Raw genomic sequence first — 24,536 nt, 5'->3', positions numbered from 1 at the left:
TTCAGGCATCCTTGGAGACAATAGCGAGCAGGTCGCTTTCAGAGAGCAAAGCCAGTTCCTGTTCGAGCGCGAGCAGGTCGTCGGCGTCGTACAGCGCCAGTTGCAAGGTGTTGATGTGGTCGGCCAGAGCCATCAGCGAGTTCTGTTCGAACAGTGCCCGCAGGGGAATCTCGACGCCGGTTTCCTCACGGATCCGCAGGGTCAGTTGCACCGCTGTCAGCGAATGTCCGCCCAACTCGAAGAACGAGTCGTTGCGACCGATACGCTCGAAACCGAGCAGGTCGGCCCAGATGTTCGCCAGTAGTTGTTCGGTTTCGCCGTTGGGGGCTTCATAGACCCGAGGGGCAGCCTGTGCCGAGCGCGGGACCTTGACCTTGAGGTCGTTACGCCCGATGAACGCCAGGCTATCGCCGTCCAGATCGCTCAGCTCGGTATCCGGGCTGTTTTCCATTGCCTGAACCAGCAGATTCAAGGCTTTGAGGGTCATGTCGGCGATGCGCTGAACACCGATGAGCGGCACGCTTTGCAGGGTGAGCTTCATGTGCTGCGGGTAGTCGTCCACCGACAGCGACAGCGGGTAATCGCCGTTGTCCACGTCGGTCAGCACCCGAATGCCCGGCCAGTCCGCCAGTCCGTCAGCCTGTGCGTGCTGGCGGTAGTTGAGCAGACCGGTAAACAGCGGGGTGCCGGTTTCGATATTGCTGCAACGCTGGGCTGTGGTCAGGGCAGCCTGTTCATGAGCCAGTAGCTCACTCAGGTCCTGATGCGTTGCGCTGATCAATTCCTGAACGTTGCGTCCTGCCAGTTGCACGCGCACCGGCAGGGTATTGATAAACATGCCCACGGCACTTTGTGCGCCGGAACCGCCTTGCAACCGGCCTGACAGCACGGTGCCGAACACCACGTCGTCGCGGGCAGTACAGCGCGCCAGCACCATCGCCCAGGCTGCATGCAGGATCGTGGCAGGCAGCACGCCAAGGTTTCTGGCCTGGGTGCGCAGTTGCCGGGTGAGGTCTTCGTCCAGGGTCAGGATGTGGTTCTCAAGATCACCCTCTACCTCCAGCACGTCGAATGGTGCAGTCGGGCTGTCTACATCCGCCAGACGTCGACGGAAATAAGCCTCGTGCAGTTCCACCGGGCTGGCCAGGGTCTGGGCGACAAACTCGCGGTAGTGCTGTGGCTCAGGCAACAGATCGGCGTCGCCATTCATGAGGGTACGGATTTCATCGAGGACGATGCCCAGGCTGACATGGTCGTTGATGATGTGATGGTCGAGCAGGGTCAACAGCCAGCTTTCTGCATTCCGGGTGACATGGGCATGGATCAGGGGGGCCTTGCCCAGGTCGATACGGAGCCGACTCGGGTCAGTGGCGTGGTCCAGTTGCCCGCGAATGTCGTCGCCCGTGAAGTCCAGGTTGCTGACGGTCAGTTGCGCTGTGCGTTGTACCACTTGCAATGGCTGCGGCAGGCTGTTCCAGTGCACGGAGGTGCGCAGGCTGTCATGCCGGTCGATGACCTGTTGCAGCGCATCCAGAAAGGTATCGAGGGTTGCCCGCTCGCTGAATTCCAGGACCGAACGCACCAGATAGGTGTCGCCTTCCTGGTCCAGCATATGGTGGAACAGGATGCCTTGCTGCAACGGCACCAGCGGGTAGACGTCCTGAATATTGGCCGCGCCGCCGGGTATCTGACTGACGATGCGGTCGATGTGCGACTGGCTGAGTTCCACCAGGGGCAGCAGGTCCGGGGTCAGTTCCGTGCAACCGTCCTTGATCGGGTTGGCCGGGGTCTCGAATGGCAACACGTTACCATGCTGCAGGGTTGCGGCCAGTTCGTGCAGGCTTGGCGCGGTGAAGACGCTGCGCACGTCGGCATTCAGACCCAATTGGCGCAGGCGATCAATCAACGTGACCGCCATCAGCGAGTGACCGCCCAGTTCGAAGAAGCGGTCATGGCGACCGACTTTCTCCAGCCCCAGCAGTTCCTGCCAGAGCGTGGCGAGCACGGTTTCGGTTTCGCCCTGTGGCGCTTCGTCCCGACGGCTGGTGAAAGCCTGCTGATCGGGTGCCGGCAATGCACGGCGGTCGAGCTTGCCGTTGGGGGTCAGTGGCAAGGCATCCAGTTGCACGAAGGCGCTGGGCACCATGAACTCGGGAAGCCGCTCAAGCAGTTGCGTGCGCAATTGCTCCACTGAGAGGGATTCGCCGCACAGGTAGGCGACCAGTTGCAGTCCCTTGGTCTGTCCCGGGCTGTCATCTCTGGCAAGGACCACCGCCTGACCCACGCCCGGGCAGGCGGCGAGGGCGTTTTCGATTTCACCCAGCTCGATGCGCAAGCCCCGGATCTTGACCTGATCGTCGTTACGACCCAGGAACTGCAAGGTGCCGTCCGGCAGCCAGCGACCCAGGTCGCCGGTGCGGTACATGCGTTGTCTGTCTTCACTGAACGGGCAGATCGGGAAGCGTTCGGCGCTCATTTGCGGCTGGTTGAGGTAGCCACGCGCAACCCCGGCACCTGCGATATACAGCTCACCCACCACGCCGGTGGGCAGCGGCTCGCCATGGCGGTCGAGGACATAGACCCGGGTATTGGCCAGTGGCCGTCCGATGCTGCGGTTCGGGGTGTCCTGTGGCTGGACTTCAGCCGCAGTTGTCACGATGGTCGCCTCGGTCGGGCCGTAGGTATTGAGCAGTCTCGGGGTATGGCCGGCGCGTGCAAACCACTGTTGCGTGGCCTCGGTGCTCAACTCTTCGCCGCCGATGACCACCACCCGCACATGCTCGGGAATCGGCGCTTTCTGATCCTGAGCCAGCTGTTGCCAGAAGCGCGTGGGCAGGCTCACCACATTCAGCCTGTTTTCCGCACACAAGGCCCAGAAGTTGCTGGCATAGGTGAGCCAGGCATCGCTGCGCAAGACCAGCGTGGCACCGCTGACCAGTGCACCGAAAATCTCTTCGGTGGAGGCATCGAAGTTGACCGAGGCGAATTGCAGCGAGCGTTCACCCGCGACCAGGCCAGTCAGGCCGCAAATAGCCTCGACTTCGTTACGCAGGCCGGCATGCTCAAGCATCACGCCTTTGGGTTTACCGGTGGAGCCGGAGGTGTAGATCACATAGGCCAGGTTCGATGCGCTCAGGCCCAGTGCCGAAGCATCCGGGTTGCTGTCATCGAGGGTGGTCCAGGGCTGGAACTCGTCATCCAGGGCAATCACTTGCAGGTCGGCGGGCAACTCCCCCAGACGCTCCAGGGCTCCGTGCTCACAGAGCAAGGCCCGCGGCGTGCTGTCGCTCAGCATGTACGCCAGGCGCTCGGCAGGGTAAGCCGGGTCCAGCGGCACATAGGCTGCACCCGCCTTGAGAATCGCCAGCAAGGCGACGATCAGGCGCGGGCTGCGCTCGACGGCCAGTGCCACACGGTCATCGGGTTGAATGCCGGTGGCCAGCAGGTAATGGGCCAGGCGGTTGGCTTCGGCGTTCAGTTCGGCATAGCTCAGGTGCTGGTCTTCAAAGATCAGTGCCAGTGCTTCAGGCTGATTGCGGACCTGCTGTTCGAACACTTCATGGATGCAGGGATTGCCCGGCAATGGCCGTTCGGTGGCGTTCCAGCCATAGAGCACCTGTTCGCGTTCTTCCTCATTGAGCAGCGGCAGGCGGCTGACCGCTTGCAGATCGTTGCCCAGCAGGCCTTCTAGCAAGGCCTGGAAGTGCGACATGAAACGGGCGATGGTGCTGTCGTCGAACAGATCGCTGGCGTATTCCACGCTGCCGGTCAGGTCGGTGCCGTCATCGGTCAGGGACAGCGACAGGTCGAACTGGGTGCTGCGATGCTCGTAATCTTCGGCGGTCAGTGTCAGGCCGGGCAATTGCAGCGCCGGTTCGGCATCGCCGTTCTTCAGCGCCAGCATGCTCTGGAAGACCGGACTGTGGCCCAGGCTGCGTTCCGGGTTCAGGGTTTCCACCACGTGCTCGAAAGGCAGTTCCTGATGGCTGAAAGCCCCAAGGGTACTGGCTTTGACCTGTTCGAGCAGTTGCGTGACGCTCGGCTCGTCGTCCAGTTGCACACGGATCGCCAGGGTATTGACGAAGAAGCCGATCAGCGACTCGGTTTCCTGCCGTTGCCGGTTGGCGACCGGGGTGCCGACCACAATGTCGGTCTGTCCGCTCAGGCGTGACAGCAAGGCTGCCCAGCCTGCCATCAGGGTCATGAACAGGGTGTTGCCATGACGACGGCTCAGGGCGCGCAGCCCGGATGTCAGTTCGGTGGGAAGCACGACGTTGTATTGCCCGCCTGCATGGCTCTGGACCAGAGGACGAGGGCGGTCGGTAGGCAGTTCGAGCAGCGTCGGAGCGCCCAGCAGATGTTGCTGCCAGTAATCCTTCTGCGCCTGCAGACGTGAACCCGACAGCCACTCCCGCTGCCAGACGGCATGGTCGGCGTACTGAATGGCCAGGGCAGGCAGCGGATCGGCCTCGCCCTTGGCGAAAGCACTGTAGAGCGCGCCGAACTCGTCGATCAGCACGCCCATGGAGACGCCGTCGGAAATGATGTGATGCAGGGTTACCCAGAGCCGATGTTCGTTATCGCTCAGGCGTACCAGATGAGCCCTGAACAGCGGGCCCTTGGCCAGATCGAAAGGCTTGCTCACTTCCTGTGCGGCCATGTTTTGCAGGGTTTCGTTGTCCAGCGCCTGGCTGACCGTGGTTTCGCTAAGGGTGATGCTGGCTGGCGCGGCAATACGCTGAAGTACTTGCGAGCCATGGCGCTCGAAGGTTGTGCGCAGGCTTTCGTGGCGTTCGACGATTCTGTCCAGCGCCCGTTGCAGGGCATTGCGGTTCAGCTCACCGTTCAGGCGCAGCAGTGCCGGGATGTGGTAGGCAGCACCGGCGCTGTGGTCCAGTTGGTCGAGGAACCAGAGTCGTTGCTGGGCCAGAGAGACCGGCAACGGCTGCTGCCTGTCGGCCAGAGGGATTGCCTGCGAGCTGGAATGATCGGCCTGGGCGACATAGGACGCCAGTTCCTGCAACGAGGACTGGGCGAACAGCGTGCGCAGATCGATTTCAACACCCAGTTCGGTGTGCAGGCGAGCCTGCAACTGAACGCTGAGCAATGAGTGGCCGCCCAGTTCCAGGAAGCCGTCATTGCGGCCGACCTGTTCGACGTGCAGCAACTCCTGCCAGATTCTGGCAATGGTCTGTTCCACTTCGCCCTGTGGCGCTTCATAGGCACGGCTGGCCAGGGCATCCTGACCCGGAGCGGGCAGGGCACGGCGGTCGAGCTTGCCGTTGGCGGTCAGCGGCATGGCGTCCAGTTGCACGAAGGCGCTGGGCACCATGTATTCCGGCAGACGCTTGATCAAGCGTGCCCGCAGTTCTTCGGCAGAAGTCGGTTCGCCACAGACATAGGCCACCAAGCGGTCCTCGCGAGCAATCACCACGGCCTCACGCACAGAAGCAGAGGCCAGCAGCGCGCTTTCGATCTCGCCCAGTTCGATACGGAAACCGCGGATCTTGACCTGGAAATCGTTGCGGCCTGCATATTCCAGACTGCCGTCGGCTTTCCAGCGACCCAGGTCGCCGGTCTTGTACAAGCGAGCATGCTGATCGCTGGAGAACGGATTGGAGACGAAGCGTTGGGCAGTCAGTTGCGGGTTGTTCAGGTAACCGCGCGCGACACCGGCACCGCCGATATGCAGTTCACCGATCACACCCACCGGCACCGGCTGGCCACGCTTGTCGAGTACCAGCACCTGCATGTTGGCGAGTGGCTTGCCGATGCTCGGACGGTCGCCCAGTTCGCTGATCAGGCCAAGAGAGGCATCGACCGTGCATTCGGTCGGGCCGTACATATTGTAGAAATGAATGGTCTTGCTCTGGCGCAGCTTGTCCCAGGTCGCGGCATTCAGGGCTTCGCCACCCAGCAGGACACTGACCGGCTGGTAGCTGCGACGCTCCAGCAGACCGGCCGCCAGCAGCGTATCCAGTTGCGACGGTGTGGAGTCGAAGGCATGGACCTGATGTTTCTCGAGGAAATCCAGCAGTTCATGGCCGCTGGCACGGATCAGCGATGGAATGATGATCAGACGATGGCCGAAGAACAGCTGGGCGATGCCCTTGATGGACATGTCGAAGTAGAAGCCGGCATTGAGCGCCACATTGGCCTGTGGCGGGCAATGGGCGTGAGTAGTTCGCGCCATGACGTGGCTGAAGTTGAACACCGAGCGGTGTTCGACCATTACGCCCTTGGACTGCCCGGTGGAGCCGGAGGTGTAGATCACATAAGCCAGGTTTTCGACTGTCAGGCCTACGGATTCAGGGTCGAAGTTCTCGTCGTATTGCGAGTCGTTTTCGATGACTGCTGGATCATGCTCATCGAGCAGAATCAGCGCCGGGCAATAGCGTGTCGCAGGCAGGTGAGGTGTCAGGGCTTTCTGGCACAGCAACAGGCGAGCGGCACTGTCCTTGAGAATAAAGGCGATGCGATCGGCAGGATGGTTGGGGTCGATGGGCACATAAGCGCCGCCAGCCTTGAGCACGGCCAGCAGGGCGACGATCATCTCGATGCTACGGTCCGCACAGATGGCGACCCGTTGCTCGGGCTGAACGCCATGCACCAGCAGACGCTGGGCCAACTGATTGGCCCGACGGTTGAGCTGGGCATAGGTGAGTTGCTGTTGCTCGTAAACCAGAGCAATGGCATTGGGCTGTGCCTTGACTTGCTCCTCGAACAGCACCTGCAAGGGCCGAGGTGTACCGAAGTCGCTGGCGGTCTGGTTGAAACCGGTCAGCACTTGCTGGCGCTCGGTTTCGGACAGGATGTCGAGGGTTTCTGCCAGACGCATCGGCGTCTGCGCCAGAGCGTCCACCAGTGTCGTGACAGCCTGAATGAAATAGCTGGCGACCCTGTGCGGATCGACGCCAGCGGCTGTCTGGGTGGTCAGGGAGAATCCTTGCCCCTCATCGGCCACGGCGACTTCAATCGGGTAGTTGGTACGTGCTTCGTTGCTCAGGAAGCGCACGCCATTCCATTGCAGTACGGCCTCTTCATTGGCCAGGGAGCCGCCATCGGTCTGATGGCGATAGTTGAGCAGGGTAGTGAACAGCGGCAGAGAAGCCGGAACGCCGCTGCAACGCTGGGCCAGCGCCAGGGAAGCCTGTTCGTGTCCCAGCAACTGGCCCAGATCCCGGGCCACTTCCCTGACCAGCTCTTGAGCACCTTGCCCGGCAAGGCTGATACGCACCGGCAGGGTATTGATAAATACCCCCAGCGCCCGTTCCGAGCCGGACGAACCTTGCAGGCGACCCGATACCACCGTGCCGAACACCACATCGCTCTGATCGGTGCAGCGGGCCAGAACCTGTGCCCAGGCGGTATGGAACAGTACGGCCGGTGTCATGCCCTGACGGCGGGACTGCTCGCGGATGGCCTGTGCCAGCTCCGGTGCCAGGTACTGGCTGATTTCGCTGACGTCGGCTCCGTCGCCTTGTATATCGAGCAGGTCGAAAGGTGCGGTCGGTGTATCGATGACTGCCAGACGTTCGCTGAAATAGGCTTCGTGAACCTCGGGTGTGCTGGCCAGGGTCTGGGCAACGAAATCCCGGTACGGCAGCGGCACCGGCAGTTGATCGCTGCGATCCTGCATGATCGTCTGGATTTCTTCGAGAATGATGGCAAGGCTGACGTGATCGCTGATCAGGTGATGATCGAGCAAGGCCAGCAGCCAGCGCCGGGATTGCGGGTCCTGGACGATCCGGGCGCTGAGCAGCGGAGCCTTGGTCAGGTCCATGCGCAGATGGCGCGGATCGCTGGCCTGTTGCAGTTGTTCAAGGGCTGTCGAGTTGCCTTTGAGTGCCAGTGTCTCGACCGGCAGGGTGGCCTCGCGTTGAACGATCTGCACCGCTTGTGGCAGACCGCTCCATTGCACTGCACTGCGCAGGATGTCGTGGCGGTCGATGACCTGCTGCAAGGCATCGAGAAAGGCATCCAGGTGGGTACGATCATCGAACTCGATCATCGAGCGCACCAGATAGGCGTCGCCTTCATGCCCCAGCATATGGTGATAGAGAATGCCCTGTTGCAAGGGCACCAGCGGGTAGATGTCCTGAATATTCGCTGCACCGCCCGGCACCCGCTGGATCAGGGTGTCGAGTTGCGGCTGGCTCAATTGCACCAGCGGCAGCATGTCCGGGGTCAGTGCCGTGCAGCCATCGGGAATCAGGTTCGCCGGGGCGACGAAGAGCGAATCGCTGCCGCCTTCGATGGCCTTGGCCATGTCCCGCAGCAGCGGCGCACTGAAGACGGCTCGCACATCGGCCACCAGCCCTTGCTCACGGAGGCGCTCGATCAGGCTGACGGCTTTGAGTGAGTGTCCGCCCAAGGCGAAGAAGTGATCGTTGCGACCGACAGTTTCAAGGCCGAGTATTTCTTGCCAGACCTGTGCCAACAGGGTTTCGGTGGCACCTTCCGGAGCTTCGTGTACACGATTGGCGTAGGCATCGGCGGTGGGTTCGGGCAGCGCCTGACGGTCCAGCTTGCGGTTGGCGGTCAGCGGGAAGGCCGGTAGGCTCACGAATGCAGCGGGCATCATGTATTCAGCCAGCAGCGGCGTCAGTTGCGCATGCAGTTGTGACGCATCGATGCTCTGGCCTTCATGGGGAACCACATAGGCCAGCAGGCGTTTTTCGCCTGCGCTGTCGGCGCGGGCAATGACGGCTGCTTCCTTGATCCCCGGCAGGCTGCCCAGGCGGGCCTCGATTTCGCCCAGTTCGATGCGGAAGCCCCGCACCTTGACCTGGAAGTCATTACGGCCCAGGTACTCGATGCGTCCATCCGGCAGGTAGCGGGCCAGGTCGCCGGTCTTGTACATCCGGGCATTGGGCTGATCGCTGAACGGATCAGCCAGGAAGCGCTCCCGGGTGACGTCGTCCAGGTTCAGATAGCCTCTGGCGACGCCATCGCCGCCAATGAACATTTCCCCCGAAGCGCCGAAAGGGACAGGCTGTTGTTGCCCGTCCAGCAGGTAGATCCGGGTGTTGGCCATGGGTGTGCCGATGGTGGCATTACCGCTGGCTTCGCTGTCTTCGGCAGAGCCCTGAACATAGGCGGCGGTACAGGACACCGTCGCTTCGGTCGGACCATAGGTGTTGACCAGTTTTACGTGGGACGGGCGAATGCCTTCCCACTGTTGCAGCTTCTGTGCGGACAGCGCGTCGCCAGTCACGTTGATCAGGCGCACGTTTTTCAGTTGTCTTTCGGCCAGGGCTGCATTCAGGTGCCATTCACCCACCATGGTGTGCCAATGGGCGGCGGTCATGTGCACCATGGTCGCGACCGGTTCGTCGTCATCCTGTCGTGTACCGAACAGGTTGCGGCTCGGTTTCAGGGTTGCGCCTGACAGCAGCGCCGGGAAGATTTCTTCGATGGAAAGGTCGAAGTTCAGGGTGTTCTGTTGCAGCACGGTGTCTTGGGTGCTCAGCTCGAACAGGCGGGCTGCATCGAGGCTGTAGTTGATCAGCGCACGGTGCTCGATCATCACGCCTTTCGGATTGCCGGTGGAACCGGAGGTGTAAATCACATAGGCCAGATGTTCGGGACGCAGATCGGTAACGACCGGATTGTCATCGCGGCCCGTGATGGGCTCGTCCAGCAGCACGAGTGGAATCGACAGTTGCGGCACGCGACCCAGTACTTCTTTCTGGCTGACCAGCACCGAAGGCGTGCTGTCTTGCAGCATGTAGGCAATGCGTTGCTCAGGATAATCCGGGTCCAGCGGCACATAGGCTGCGCCAGCCTTGAGGATACCCAGCAGTCCCACCACCATTCGCGCGCTGCGCTCTACGCAGATCGCCACCCGGTCGTCCGGGCGAACCCCGAGGCCGATAAGGTGATGGGCCAGGCGGTTGGCCTGCCGGTTGAGTTCGCTGTAACTCAGACGCTGGCCCTCGAAAGCCACCGCCAGTTCATCGCCACGCACGCTGGCCTGATCCTCGAACAGACGATGGATAGTCTGGTCGTGGGGGTAAGACGTGCGGGCGGGGTTCAGATCCTGCAGGACCCGCTGACGCTCATTGGCGTCGAGCAGGTCGATATGTTCCACCACCGAGCTGTCATCGGCGGCCATGGCCCGCAGAACACGCTCCAGGTAACCGAGATAACGCTGCGCCGTGGCTTCATCGAACAAGGCCGTGGCGTATTCGAGGTTGCCGCTCAGGCGTCCGTTGTTTTCTCCCAGATCAAGGGACAGGTCGAATTTGGCGATGTCGTTCAGCAGGCCCAGGTCTTCCAGTTGCAACTCGCCCAGTGCGGCCTGGCCGACGCCAGTGTCCTGCCAGCTGAGCATGGCCTGGAAGATCGGGGTATGAGACAGGCTACGGAACGGGTTGACGATTTCCACGACCTGCTCGAAAGGCAGGTCCTGATGACGCTGGGCAGCCAGAGTCTGGGCCTTCACCCGTGCCAGCAGTGAGCCGACATCAGGTTGCCCCGAAGTGTCGACACGAATCGCCAGGGTGTTCACGAAGAAGCCGATCAAGGGCTCGACTTCGGCACGGGTTCGGTTGGCCATGGGCGAGCCGATCACCACTTCGTCCTGGCCGGAAAGGCGGCTGAGCAATGCAGCCCAGGCGCTCATCACGGTCATGTACAGGGTTGTGCCGTGACGTTGCCCCAAAGCCTTGAGCGCCTGGGTCAGGTCTTCGTCAAAATTCACCGGCAGGCTGGCGCCGCTGTAGTTCTGCTCCGCCGGACGTGGCCGGTCGGTGGGCAAGGTCAGCAGGGCTGGTGCGTCGGCCAGGGTTTCCTTCCAGTAGCGGCTTTGCTTCTCCAGCACTTCGCCGGTCAGCCAGCGGCGCTGCCACGCGGCGTAGTCGGCGTATTGCAGAGCAAGCGGCGGCAATGGATCGGCATGGCCCTGGCGCAGTGCGTCATAGAGCGCTGCCACTTCACGGGTCAGCACACCGATCGACCAGCCATCGGAGATGATGTGGTGCAGGGTCACCAGCAACACATGTTCGGTTTCACCCAGACGAATCAGAGTGCCACGCACCAGCGGGCCGCGCTCCAGATCGAAAGGTGTCAGAGCTTCCTGACGAGCCAGCGTCTGCATCTGCAGTTCTGCATCGGCCTGACCCGAAAGGTCGATGCGCTTCAGGATAAAACCTGCACCCTTGGCATCGATGACTTGCACCGCCTGTTCGGTGGCATGCGGCACGAAACGGGTGCGCAATGCCTCATGGCGTTCGACCACGCGGTCCAGAGCGCTTTGCAGTACCGAAGCGTCGAGTACGCCTCGCAGACGCAATCCTGCCGGCATGTGATAGGCCTCGCTGGCACCTTCCATCTGTGCCAGGAACCACAGGCGTTGCTGGGCGAAGGACATGGGCAGGTCGGCGTCACGGTCAGCCAGCGTGATGTCCGGCAGGCTGCTTTTACCGGCGCTTGCGGCAATGTGAGCCAGGTCGGCGAGGGTCGGGTGGGCAAAGAGTTCGGCCAGGTCCAGCTCGATGGACAGTTGCTGGCGCATCTGGGAGATCAGTTGAATGGCCAGCAGCGAATGGCCGCCCAGTTCGAAGAAATGATCCTCGCGTCCGACCTGTTCCACCTTCAGCAGGTTTTGCCACAGCTCAGCCAGAGAGCTTTCCAGTTGGCCCTGAGGCGCCTCATAGCGGCGGCTGATCACGTCGCTCGCGGTCGGCGCAGGCAGCAGGCCACGATCCAGCTTGCCGTTGCCGGTCAGCGGCAGGGTTTCCAGGCCGACATAAGCGGCAGGCACCATGTAGGCGGGAAGCTGGGCCTGAAGGTGATCGCGCAGCTCACGGATATCCAGTGGCGAATCGCTGGTCGAGGTGAAGTAGGCCACCAGACGCTTCTCGCCGGAGGCTTCATCGCGAGCCAGCACCACGGCTTCCTTGATGGCTTCGTGCAGGGCCAGCTTGGCTTCGATCTCGCCCAGCTCGATACGCTGGCCACGGATCTTGACCTGGAAGTCGTTGCGTCCGATGTATTCCACCGCGCCGTTGTCCAGCCAGCGCCCCAGGTCGCCCGTCTTGTACAGACGAGCATCCGGGTCACTGGAGAACGGATCACGCACAAAGCGTTCGGCACTCAGCTCGGGCAGGTTCAGGTAGCCACGGGCAACCCCCACACCGCCGATATTGATCTCGCCGGCTACACCCACAGGCGTCGGCTGACCATGGGGATCGAGGATATAGATCTGGATATTCGCGATAGGCCGGCCAATGGGCACGCTGTCGCCTTCGTCGCTTGGGAGGCACTGCCAGGAGGTGACGTCGATGGCGGCTTCGGTCGGGCCGTAGAGGTTATGCAGCTCGACCGGCGCCAGTTGTTCCTCGAAGCGCTTCTGCAAACTGCGAGGCAAGGCTTCGCCGCTGCACAGTACGCGACTCAGTGCGCTGAAGCCCTGATTGTCGCCGTGCTCCAGGAACACTTCCAGCATCGAGGGAACGAAGTGCAACAGGGTGATGTTCTGTTCGCGCATCACCTGAGCCAGATAGCCCGGGTCCTGATGGCCACCGGGACGAGCCATGTACAAATGAGCACCAGTGAGCAACGGCAGGAAGAATTCCCAGACCGACACGTCGAAGCCGAACGGCGTTTTCTGCAGTACACGATCGGTTTCATTGACCCGGTATTCGTCGCGGGCCCAGAGCAGGCGGTTGACCACGCCACGATGTTCGTTCATCACGCCTTTGGGCTTGCCGGTGGAGCCGGAGGTGTACAGCACATAGGCCAGGTGCGTGGCTTCAAGGCCCTGCAATGCCGGGCTTGGGTTGGTGTCCGGGAACGCGGAGCGATCGACATTTTCGTCCACCAGCAGCACGGGAATGTCTGCACGGGCGACGTTATCCAGCAAAGCCTCGCAGGTCAGCATCGCCACGGGAGAGCTGTCGTCGAGCATGTAGTCACGACGATTGTCCGGCAGGTCTGGATCGATCGGCACGTAGGCACCACCGGCCTTGAGGATTGCCAGAAGCGCCACCACCAGTTCGTTGCTGCGGCGCAGGGCTACGGCGACTCGGGAGTCCGGCGTTACGCCCTGTTTGATCAGTTGATGGGCCAGCTGGTTGGCGCGCCGGTTGAGTGTTTCGTAGCTCAATGACTGGCCGTTGTGATCGCCGACCGCAGCAGCGTCAGGCGTACGCTCGACCTGTTGCTCGAACAGCCCATGGATCAGTTCGTCGCGAGGGTAGTCGTGTTGCGTCGCGTTGAAGGTGTGCAGCACGCGATCCTGCTCGGCCTGCGGCATGATCGGGAATTGTGCGACAGGCAGCGCGTGGTGCTCGATCAGGGCTTCGAACATCGACACCATGCGGCCTTGAATGGTCTGGACTTCCTCCCTTGTGAAGAAGGCGGTGTTGAAGTTGAAGTCCAGGTAAACGTCATCCGAGGCATGGTAGTCGCGGACGAAGATGGCCAGTGGCAGACGTTCGTAACCGTTGTCCTGGGTGAAAATCTCGGTTTCCTGGCCGCCCAGCGTTGCGTCGCCATTGAGGCTTTCAAACGAGATCGATATGTCAAACAGTTGCCGACGACCTTCCTGAGCCAGCTTCAGGGTGCGGTTGAGTTCGGCAATCGGAAAGCGCTGGTGTCGATAGCAGCGGCGCAACTGGGCCGCGGTGACCTGCATCAGATCTACAAGCGAAGCCTGGGTGTCGACTTCCAGGCGGATCGGGCTGACCGACGAGAACATGCCCACAGTCGCTTTCTGTCGTGCATTGGTGCGGTTGTGTACCGGCATGCCGATCACGATGGAATCGACGCCGGTGGTGCGGCAGAAATAGGTGCTGATGACCGTCATGAACACGTGAGCCAGGGACAATCCCTGGCCTGTGGCGAACTCGGCAAGATCGTTGAACAGCTTGCGAGGCATCATCGTCTGCACCTGAGCGCTGGGTGCAATGCCACTGCCCGGTACTGCGAAACGCTGTTGCAGCAACGGCGGCGGCATCTCGGCGAAGACTTCCTGCCAGAACGTCCGGTCCCGCTCGAAACGGCTCGATTCCAGGTAGCCACGATCCTCTTCGAGGAAGGACAGATAGGAAGGACCCTGGGCCGGATCGTCTTCGCCAATCAGCAGCCCGTTATAGGCCTGCTCCACGGCGCGGCCCATGAGCATGACGCTGATGCCATCGGTCATCAGGTGGTGATAACGGGTCAGCCAGTAATACAACTGAGGCCCGCAACGGACCAGACGAACACTCCAGAGCACGCCGGTCAGCGACGGGAAAGGGCGGCGAAACTCTTCCTGCAGGTATGCCCTGGCGACTTTTTCAGGATCCTGTTCGCCGGAAAAATCCACCACCTCCAACGCTACATCGACCTGAGGCAGGACCCGCTGGCAGGCCACTCCGTCCTGCACGCCGAAACTCAGGCGCAGGGAATCGTGACGTTCCACCACCAGCTGGATGGCCTTCTCGAACAGCGGCACGTCGATTTCGCCACGGATCTCCATTGCCATGCCGATGTTGTAGTAAGGCAATTCGGGATGGGCCATCTGATCGAGCCAGATACCTTGCTGCACGGAGGCGAGCCCGTACGACGGGGTTTCTTGTTCAAGCATCTGGGGTGTGGACGAGGCCATGTCGGATCACCTGTATCGCGCAGTCAGTGAAGGCTCGTCTACGGGCGGTGGGCAGCCAGGCTGTAATGCGGACATTACCCATCGGCGTGACGAATCATGAGGTTCGATCAAAAATTAGAGGAACGCTTGCTCACTGTATGTCGCTGGAAGTGGGGACAAACGCCAGGCGCTTCACGGGGGAACGATGTACCCGATTACGGTGGCAGACAGTCCGTGGTGACGGCAGGCCAAATGGTTTTATCGCCTTGCATTCGTTTGGCGAAAGGCAAATGACCTCACCTGAAGGTCTTCCGATAATTGCTGATGAAGGAGGCGCCATGCGCCCGTCGTTTTATGAAGCCTGCCGCTTCCCGCAACTTGAAAACCTGGCCAGAAACTGGGAAGTGATTCGTGACGAGTTTCAGGCTCTGGATGCCCCGACCCTGGAAATAAACCGCGTCAACAAGTCCATCACCGAGCTGTTCGAGGAACTGACCGAGCACGTCAATAACGGCGGCGAGTACGGCTGGCTCTGGGGTTGGGGGGACAATGATCAGTTGATGACCAACTGGACCCAATACGCGCTGGTGGCCTACGACCAGCCCATTCCCTATGCCCGGGAAAAGATGCCACGCACCCTGGAGCTGCTGAGCAATACGCCGGGCATCAAACTGTGCGCATTGCTGCGCCTGGAGCCCAATGTCTTCCTCGGCACCCACTCCCACGGCGGTACCTGGGAAGAGGGCTTGCTGCACATGCAACTGACCATCGATGCGCCCACCGAGCAGAACTACAACTACCTGAACGTCAATGGTCAGTTCAGCCAGAGCGTTAACGGCAACCTGGTGGTTTTTGACGGCTCACTCGATCATTTCGCGGTCAACGCATCGAGCGGTGTACGGACGGTGATGTACATGGAGTTCTATCGCGAGCAGCACATGGTAGATCAGGCCTGAGGGCCTGATTCATGGGTTTAGGATCTGTAGGGTTAATGCCGATCCGTTAAGGTCAAACAAAACTTGTGGGAGGCAGCTTGCTGGCGAAAAGGCCGTGAAACCGACAGATATTCTGCGTCTGTTGAAGTCGCCAGCAAGCTGCCTCCCACAAAGTGATTTATCGCCTTATGAACTAGTTTGTGGGAGCGGATTCATCCGCGAAAAGGCCGGTACATCCACACATGTTTAGCGTCTGGAATGCCGTCTTCGCGGACAAGTCCGCTCCTACACGGACTCAAATCAACGCAGGTTCTTCCAGCTCTTCCATGAAGCGAAAAGCTGTGCTGCATGAGCGCGTGGCGTGTTCGAAAAACGCCAGGTGACTGCCGTTTTCCTCGACATGCAGGCGTGCCCCCTCGATGTTCTGGGCGATGTGCCGCGAACCACCGATATGGGTGGTCTGGTCGCTGTCGCCAGCCACTACCAGAGCCGGCACTGTGATCTGATCGAGCAGCCCGTTCAGGTCTTTCTTGTTCAGGGCGTCGTTGAGTTTCGAGTAGCGGTAGAACAGCTCCGCGTTGGTGTACGGAAACAGCGCCACATGGGCAATGGGTTCCGGGGTGGTGACCAGCGTGGCCTGATCGACGAACAGCATCTGCAGGTCGCCTGCTTCGTTGCGATCCGCTGCGGCGGCCTCCATCAGCCACTCGAAATTGCGCTGGTGGGCCGTGCGCAGATTGTCATCGGCCAGGTTGTAGTCGCCATGCCACAGGCTCAGGGAACGAACCCGCTCACTGTTGGCAGCCGCCGCGCAAAGAGCAATGGCCGCGCCGCCACAGATTCCCATCAGGTGCGCGCTGTCATGGCCAAAGTGATCCATGACGGCGAACAGATCTGCCACCTGGGCATCGGCATCCACTTGCAGGCGATCGAAGTCGATGCAGGCACCAAACAGCCCGCGAGTCTCCCAGGCCATGACGAAATAACGCTCGCCCAGCGCCTGGAACCATTCGCGGCACAGCTCGAAAGGCAGACCGCAGGGCAGGGCAAGGACAATCGGGGCCAGTTGCCGGTTGGCACTGGCGTAAGTGTTCAGCAGGACGCCGTCGCGGGTGATCAGGCTCGATCTTGCGATACCGGGCAGAGGAGGGCTGAAGTCGAAATCCTGGATCAGCGTCTGTTGCGCCTGATCCGGTTCCGAAACGCCGAACAGCTCGTAATTGAAATCCAGCGAGGCGCTGATTTTCCTGCTGATGAACAATTCGAAGGAGGACAGTTGTGCAATAGCATCGTGGTGATATTCCAGATGCCGAACGCCCAGGCGCTCGAAAGCCTGGCTGACTGCCTTTTGTGTTGCTGCTACGCCGGGGCCGGCGATGATCGAACGATCATCCTCGGCCCCGAGGAAGCCGATACGGATCGGTTCGGGGAGATTGGTCGCCAGATGCCGGAGCATCCTGACTGCCTCGCACAGGCGCGTCGCCGCGTCAGTGAAATGGGACATGGTTAAACGCTCCTTACCAGACATGTAGGGTTAATGCCGATCGATCAAGAGGCTGATTTCAAAAAAACAGGTGGCTGGACCACCATCCGTTGGAGGGGCCTTGGCCGCGACAGCCAGCTTTCAGGCGTTGAAAATGGGTTGCCTGTAAGCAAGTCGTCGCGGCCAAGGCCCCTCCCACAAGTGACAGGTGTGCCTTAACTGATCGGCATTTGACTCAGTCTTCCCTGAACTTCTTGCCGCGGGTGGTTTCGGTTACCAGGCGGTTGTAGTCAGGGGTGTTATTGCCGATGACCTGCACCGCGCCGTATTTTTCCAGGCTGATCTTGCCGCCGTATTCTTCGATGTGATCGGAATCCGGGTAGACATGCACGAAGGACGGTACATAGCGGGAAGCGAAGCCCATGCGCATTTCCTGGCTTTCGCCACTGTGCGGGTACGAGGCGTGCATCAGGGTCGACCAGAAAATGATGAACTGGCCGGCTTTCATCTGGATCGGCACGGCGCTGGCTTCGTCAGGCTTCCAGTTCTCGTCTATCTGCAACTGGCGATAGTCGTAGCCGAAGAAGCCACGGCGTACACCATCCTTGACCACCGAGTTGGAGGTTTCCGGCGAGTAGCTCATGCGCTTGGTTTCGTCGTAGTTCATGCTGTTCTGGGTGCCAGGAATGAACTGCAGGCAGCCGTTGGAGATGCTGACGTCGGTGAAGGCTGTCCATACGGTGATGGTGCCGCCGAACTCTTCGTTTTCCGGCCAGATGATCTGCGGCTTGCCCGAAGCGTTGGCAAAGGTGTCTGCCTGGTGCCAGTCGGTGCCTTCATCGCCCGGGTATTTCGGGAAGAACTCGGTGCGCCAGCACAGTACATCCGGGCCCAGAATGCTTTGTATGCGGTCGCAGATTTCCGGACGGCCGATATGCTCGGCAAGGAAGTCGTCATCCAGGTGGCGGTCGTAGTTGGCGATGTTGGTGCCGCCGGAGATCGCGTCCAGATCCTGATAGGCCGCATGGCTGCGATCCAGCAGACGCAGGCGCAGGCGTTTCCAGGTTTCCTTCATTTCGTCCTGGTCATAGGCCGTGAAAGGGCCGATGAAACCGTTTTTTTCGAATGCGGCGCGTTCTTCCTTGGAAAGGTGGAATCGCTTGATTGCTACTTCAGACATGTGCGTGTTCCTTTTCGGTCAATTAGCGTTGGCAAGGGAGGTGCGAATGCTGTCGGCAAGAACCTTGGCAGTGGCTCCGTTCGCGAGAGCACCAGGGTTGAGGTCGACCTTGTAGTGAGCCTTGAGCAGGCTGAGGGAGCGGATCAGGGCCAGCGAGGTACCGCCGTGATCGAAGAAATCGTCGTTCAGGCCAATGCCCTTGAGGCCGATCTCATCGGACCAGACCTTGAGGACATGCAGCTCCTGTTCCGACAGGTTGCCCTGCTCGGTTTTGGCAAGGGCGTTGCGAATGCTGGCGGCAAGAACCTTGGCAGTGGCTCCGTCCGCAAGAACGCCAGGGTTGAGGTCGACCTTGTAGTGTGCCTTGAGCAGGCTGAGGGAACGGATCAGGGCCAGTGAGGTGCCGCCGTGATCGAAGAAATCGTCGTTCAGGCCAATGCCCTTGAGGCCGATGTCGTCGGACCAGACCTTGAGTACATACAGTTCCTGTTCCGACAGGTTGCCCTGATCGGTTGTGGCGCTGGTGTGCTCAAGCGGCGAAGGCAGTTGCTGTTTGTCGATCTTGCCGTGGGCAGTGACCGGCAGTGCCGCCAGAGCAATGTAAGTCGAAGGACGCATGTAGTCCGGCAACTGTTGTGCGGCCACTGCCGCCAGTTCGCTGCGCAGTTCCTGGGTCACGGTCTGTGAACCATCGGAAGGAACGACATAGGCCACCAGGCGGATATCGCCCTGACCGTAGTCATAGGCAGTAACGTGGCTGGCGGAAATCTTCTTGCTCGACTGCAGGGCGGCTTCGACTTCGCCGGCCTCGATACGGAAGCCGCGCACCTTGAGTTGCTGGTCGCTACGTCCGGCGTAGAGGTATTCGCCATGCTCGTCGAGCTTGAGCAGGTCGCCGGTGCGATAGGCGCGGATGCCGCTGCCTGGCAGGGTTACAAAGCGCTCTGCCGTCAGGCCGGGACGATTCAGATAGCCCAGGGTCAGCCCGGCGCCTTCGATATACAGCTCGCCGATTTCGCCGGTGTTCACCGCTTGCTGTTTTTCATCCAGCAGATGCAGGGTCCAGCCATCCAGTGGTTGACCGACAGACACGGTGGCCGATGTTTCAAGGTCCTGAGCGCGTACCCGTTTGTGGGTCGTATGCACGGTGGCTTCGGTGATGCCATACATGTTGATCAGGGCTGGCAGCGCGTCACCATGACGTTCGACCCACGGACGCAGCACGGTAGCGGGCAATGCTTCGCCACCGAATACCACGTAGCGCAGCGACAGACGTTTGCTGGCCTGACTGTCTGCTTCATCAAGACCACGGAAGGCCGATGGCGTCTGGCTCAGGACGGTGACCTGATTGCTGATCAGCCACTGCCTGAAGGTCTCAGGTGAGCGTGAGATTTCGTAAGGCACGATGGCAACCTGGCCACCGTGGGCGAGAGCGCCCCAGATTTCCCAGACCGAAAAATCGAAGCCGATGGAATGGAACATCGACCAGATATCGTTGTGAGTGAAATGGTAGATGCGTTGGGTGCTTTCCAGCAGGCTGCTCACGTTGGCATGAGTTACCAGCACGCCTTTGGGTTCGCCCGTGGAGCCCGAGGTGTAGATCACGTAGGCCGGAGCCTGAGACGCATCGGCGCTGCTGGCCTTGAATTCGCCAGGATTCTTTTCTTCCAGCAGCTCGTTCAGGAGCAGCACTTGCAGCGAAGGCGTCTTGGGAAAGCTGCACAGATTACTGGTGCTGACGATCAGTTGCAGGCCGCTGTCCTGAACGATGTGTTCGATGCGTTTTGCAGGGTAGGCCGGATCGACCGGGACATAGGCACCACCGGCCTTGAGAATGGCGAGCAGGGTAATGACCAGGTCGACATTACGTTCCAGGCACAGCCCTACCAGGCTGCCGTCCTTGACGCCGCGTTTGCGCAGGCTGGCTGCCAGCGCCGAAGATGCTGCGTCGAGCTCTGCGTAACTGACGGCTCGGGTTTCATCGGATAACGCTGTTCTTTCGGGAAATTCTCTGGCCCTGGCACTGAACAGTTCGTGCAGCAAGGCGCCGGGTCGCAGTGGGGCTGACAGTTTGTCTGCCCCTTCGCCTGTCGGGTTGATCGGCATGAATGACACTCCTGTTTGATCACAAGTTGCAGTGCGCTGGACGCATTCGAAACCAGGTTCTGCAGCCCGTACCGAAGCGTTGTGGGGTACTTGCGAACCGCTCGTATTTGCGCAGCGGAGGCATTTCAGCACCCATCCTGCAAAGGTGTCTGTCGAGGGAAATGGGGACAGTCGGTGACACAGCGAAAGGGCCGCAATGTCCCTAATTGCAGTGACAGACAGGCATGTCCGGCGATGCTTACATGCTGGCGCAAAGCGTGCCGGCAAGGGAGGTTTCTCGAACGGGCACGACCCTCGATATTCATCGCCCGGGAGTGATGCATGAACCTTGAAACCATCGATTTGCCTGCTGGTATGCAGCCGAAAACTACCGAGTCATTGCGCTGGCCCGACAGCCACGGTGACAAAAAGGTGCGCCTGTCGCTGCTGGATCCCGCCAGCAGCCTGCCAGTGGTGATAGAGCCTGTCGAAGCCGGGCTGGAACCCCTGGCCTGGGCCGCAGAAAACCGTGAAAGCATCGAAGCACTGTTGTGCCGGCACGGCGCGATTCTGTTCCGGGGGTTCGGCCTGGATAGCGTGCCCCTGTTCGAGAGTTTTGCAGAAGCCTTGTCACCGGGCTTGCACGGCGGGTACGGCGATCTGCCGAAGAAGGAGGGCGGTCGCAATGTGTATCGCTCCACGCCTTATCCCGAGCGGGAAATGATCCTCTACCACAACGAAAGCTCGCACCTGGAAAGCTGGCCACGCAAGCAGTGGTTCTACTGTGAGCTGCCCTCGAAAGTGGGGGGCGCCACACCGCTGGTGGACATTCGCCAGATGCTGCTGCAACTGCCTGGCGAAGTGGTCGAGAAGTTCGAGCGCAAGGCACTGCGTTACATCCGTACCTTTACCTCAGGTGTAGAACCCAGCTGGCAGAGCTTCTTCGGCACCGACAAGCCCGAAGTGGCAGAGGCCCGCTGTCGTGAACAAGGCACCGCGTTCGAGTGGCTGGACGCCGACACCCTGCAGATCCACACCCATTGTCCGGCGGTCATTCGTCATCCGGTCACCGGACAGGCAGCGTTCTTCAATCAGGTCCAGCTGCATCACCCGTTCTGCCTGGGCGAGGAAATGCGTGAAGACCTGTTCGACATGTTTGGTGAAGACCGCCTGCCACGAATGGTCAGCTATGGCGACGGGACGCCTATCGAAGATGAGGTCATGGCGCTGGTCGGTGAGGCTTATGAGGCTTGCGCTGTAAGGTTCCAGTGGCAGAAGGGTGACCTGATCATGCTGGACAACATGCTCGCGGCCCATGCCCGTGACCCTTATGAAGAGCCACGACTCATCGCGGTGGCCATGGGTGAGATGACCACGCGGGATGCCGTCTGGCCGAGCAAATGATTGGTGCTTGTACTCGGAGTCCGGGACAGCCGCGAGCGGCCTTGTCCGTAAACTGGTCTGTCTGAATTTCACTGTTTTTCCGAACCCGCTGGCGCTCATGTGCCAGCGACTCGTAATCGGTACTGCCCTATGGCCCGTCCATCCAAGGATATTGAGCAATGAGCAACGAGCAAGAGAAAAAGCCCAGTCCGGGTTCGATCATGCGCCTGTTATGGCGCAGCCATCCCTGGCTGACCCTCTTTACCCTGGTGACCGGTGTCATCAGCGGGGTCGCTTCGATTGCAGTGGTCAACGTGATCAACCAGGCCATCCACATGGAAGGCTCGCGGACCCAGGTGATGTACTGGTTTATCGGCCTGAGCGCCGTCGCGTTCATCTTTCGCAATGCTGCGGCGTTCTTTCCGGCTTATGCAAGCATGCACATCATGACCCGGCTGCGCATCGCACTGTGTCGCAAGATTCTGCGCACGCCTCTTGAAGAAGTGGACAGACGCGGCCCGGCCAACGTGCTGACCATGCTCACCAATGACATTCCCCAGCTCAATACCACGCTGGTCGTGATGCCTACGGTGCTGGTGGAAACCACGGTGTTTCTGTTCGGTATCGCTTACCTGGCCTACCTGTCCTGGGTGGTGTTTGCAGTCACGCTGACGCTGATGTTCGTGGGTGTGGTGCTTTATCTGTATTTCTTCAGCAGTGGCGTGAAGGTGTCGAGCCGGGTGCGTGACGAATTCACCTCGTTCAACGAATACACCCATGCGCTGGTGTTCGGTCTCAAGGAACTGAAGCTCAACCGTATTCGCCGCAACTGGTTCAGCCGTTCGGCCATCGATGCTTCCTCGACCCGGGTGGCACGTTTCAACTTCATAGAACGCGTCTGGTTCACGGCCGGTGACAACGTGGGGCAACTCACCCTGTCGATACTGCTGGGCTGTCTGTTGTTCGCCGCGCCGAAAGTGGCGGCCCTGGACCCCTCCGTGCTGACAGCCAGCATTCTGGCCGTGCTCTACATCATGGGGCCGCTTTCTCTGCTGGTGACCGCCATGCCGATCCTGGCCCAGGGCCGTGTTGCAAGCAGCCGGTTGGCTGATTTCGGCTTTGGCATCAATGACGAGCACCCACAGGTTGTGGAAGCGGAAGTGCCCAAGCTGCTGCACTTCCCCCAGAAAGCCTGGAATACCATCTCGCTCAAGGGCATAAAGATGGATTACCAGAATGCCGATACCGGTTCGGGCTTTGCCCTGGGGCCTGTTGACCTGGACATTCACGCAGGAGAACTCATCTATATCGTCGGCGGCAACGGGTGTGGCAAAAGCACTCTGGCCAAAGTGCTGTGCGGCCTCTACATCCCGCGCCAGGGCCAGGTTCAGCTCGACGGAGTAGACGTTACCGACAAGAATCGCAGCGATTATCGGGACATGTTCTCGGCAGTGTTCTCTGACTTCCATCTGTTCAACCGCCTGATCGGTCCTGACGAGAAGGAAGCGAGCACTGCGCTGGCGCAAAAGTACCTGACGACTCTGGGCCTGGCGGACAAGATCAAGATCGAAGGACACGGTTACTCGACCCTGAAGGCGCTTTCCTATGGTCAGCAGAAACGTCTGGCGCTGGTCTGTGCCTACCTGGAAGACCGCCCGCTCTACGTCCTCGATGAATGGGCTGCGGATCAGGACCCACCTTTCAAGCGTTTCTTCTATGAGGAACTGCTGCCCGACCTGAAACGCCGTGGCAAGACGATCCTGATCATCACCCACGACGATCAGTACTTCCAGCTGGCTGACCGCATCATCAAGCTGTCCGACGGCCAGATCGCTTCCGATGTGCACTGCGGTATTCGCGACAAGCAGGCCTGAGGCCTGCGACTCTTTGGCCCCGCCTGATGGCGGGGCTTTTTTCTACCGGGTACAACCTGTGGCTGCCGTCAGGTGTCACTGCGAAAGAACGATTTCCTGAGCACCACCACCATCAGCAGGCTCAGAATCAGCATGCCCGCGATCAGTGCCGGGAATGATATCCACCACGCAAACCCCGACGTCATCATGCTGAATTCAGACATGCCGCCGATACCGGCGATCAGGTTCAGTGGCAGGAACACCACATTGACCACGGTCAGGTTGCGCAGTATCGAGTTCATGTTGTTGTTTGCCATGTTGCCTCGGGCATCCATGAGCGTGGCGAACACCGTGGAGTAGATTCTGGCCTGCTTGTAACACTGGTCGTTCTCGATGATCAGATCGTCCAGCAGGGCAATGAAATGGGCTGAAAATCCATGTTTGCCGGCATGATTGTGCAGACGCTCCAGGACCGCGCCATTGCTCTGAATCGCATTGATGTAATAGATCAGGCTTTCACTGAGATTGAACATGTGCAGCAGATGCTGATTATCCAGCGACGTATCGAACTTCTGGTGCAGCTCCCGGGCAATCATCTTGATGACCCGCAAGTGACCCAGATAGTGATGCACGCTGTTGAACAGCAAGTCGATCAGAATATCCAGCGGGTTTTCCAGAGGCCGATGGGTTCCTTCTGTACTGAGCAATGAATTGCCGGCAGAGATGACCACCAGCTTCTCGGATGAGAGCATCAGGCCAAAGGATGAGACTTCGAAAGTCATGGCTGCTGCGCCCGAATAGCTTTCCGGACGCTTCCAGATGAGAAAGAGCTGACCGTCATGGAATTCGATGCGGGACACCTCATCAGGGTCCAGCGCCGAATCCAGCATATGGGCGTCAACCTTGAAGTTGCGATGCAGAAAGTCCCGTTCTTGAGCTGTGGGGTTTGTGCATAACAAGAGTGGCGCATCCTCGGCCGTTGTTGCATGAAGCGTCCCGTCATTCAGGCTGTAGCGTTCAATCATTCTGGCGTCTCTACTGC

The 24,536-nt window shown here is 60.2% G+C and carries 8 protein-coding genes; 3 read left to right on the top strand and 5 right to left on the bottom strand.

All coding sequences use genetic code 11. From position 1 onward, the window contains the following. Nucleotide 1: 1 nt before the first annotated feature. The gene (locus KQP88_RS12785) at nt 2-14,596 is read right to left on the bottom strand and encodes a non-ribosomal peptide synthetase (protein WP_216703230.1); all 14,595 of its coding nucleotides are present in this window, start codon (nt 14,594-14,596) and stop codon (nt 2-4) included. 317 nt (nt 14,597-14,913) lie between these two features. Here KQP88_RS12785 and KQP88_RS12780 point away from each other — a divergent pair, with 317 nt between their 5' ends. Beyond that, a complete protein-coding gene (locus tag KQP88_RS12780) occupies nt 14,914-15,531 on the top strand; it encodes an aspartyl/asparaginyl beta-hydroxylase domain-containing protein (RefSeq protein WP_216703229.1) in 618 nt (205 codons plus the stop codon). A 274-nt stretch (nt 15,532-15,805) separates the two neighbouring features. Here the strand turns inward: KQP88_RS12780 and KQP88_RS12775 are convergent, their stop codons facing one another. The 3 genes from KQP88_RS12775 to KQP88_RS12765 all read right to left on the bottom strand — a co-directional run bounded on the left by KQP88_RS12775 (nt 15,806) and on the right by KQP88_RS12765 (nt 20,279). Next, a complete protein-coding gene (locus tag KQP88_RS12775) occupies nt 15,806-17,014 on the bottom strand; it encodes an alpha/beta fold hydrolase (RefSeq protein WP_216703228.1) in 1,209 nt (402 codons plus the stop codon). Between the two features lie 214 nt (nt 17,015-17,228). Then, on the bottom strand, nt 17,229-18,173 hold the full coding sequence (syrB2, locus tag KQP88_RS12770) for a syringomycin E biosynthesis L-threonyl-[L-threonyl-carrier protein] 4-chlorinase SyrB2 (RefSeq protein ID WP_200992170.1): 945 nt from the start codon (nt 18,171-18,173) through the stop codon (nt 17,229-17,231). Between the two features lie 18 nt (nt 18,174-18,191). After that, nucleotides 18,192-20,279 (bottom strand): amino acid adenylation domain-containing protein, encoded by a 2,088-nt coding sequence (locus KQP88_RS12765; RefSeq protein ID WP_216703227.1) that lies wholly within the window; start codon nt 20,277-20,279, stop codon nt 18,192-18,194. A gap of 354 nt (nt 20,280-20,633) precedes the next feature. On the opposite strand from KQP88_RS12765, the gene KQP88_RS12760 reads away from it, so the two are divergent. Both KQP88_RS12760 and KQP88_RS12755 read left to right on the top strand, forming a co-directional pair. Then, nucleotides 20,634-21,662 carry a TauD/TfdA family dioxygenase gene (locus KQP88_RS12760; RefSeq protein WP_318294932.1) on the top strand — a complete coding sequence of 343 codons (1,029 nt, stop codon included), beginning with the start codon at nt 20,634-20,636 and terminating at the stop codon, nt 21,660-21,662. Between the two features lie 158 nt (nt 21,663-21,820). Then, complete coding sequence (locus KQP88_RS12755; RefSeq protein WP_216703225.1) at nt 21,821-23,515, top strand: cyclic peptide export ABC transporter; 1,695 nt, start codon at nt 21,821-21,823, stop codon at nt 23,513-23,515. Nucleotides 23,516-23,583: 68 nt separating this feature from the next. On the opposite strand, the gene KQP88_RS12750 is transcribed toward KQP88_RS12755, so the two are convergent. Next, complete coding sequence (locus KQP88_RS12750; protein WP_216703224.1) at nt 23,584-24,519, bottom strand: magnesium transporter CorA family protein; 936 nt, start codon at nt 24,517-24,519, stop codon at nt 23,584-23,586. Nucleotides 24,520-24,536: the final 17 nt, after the last annotated feature.

The sequence above is a fragment of the Pseudomonas lijiangensis genome, from assembly GCF_018968705.1.
GTDB lineage: Bacteria > Pseudomonadota > Gammaproteobacteria > Pseudomonadales > Pseudomonadaceae > Aquipseudomonas > Aquipseudomonas lijiangensis.
Note: the sequence above shows the minus strand (reverse complement) of the source record. Positions and strands in the feature narration are given on the sequence as shown.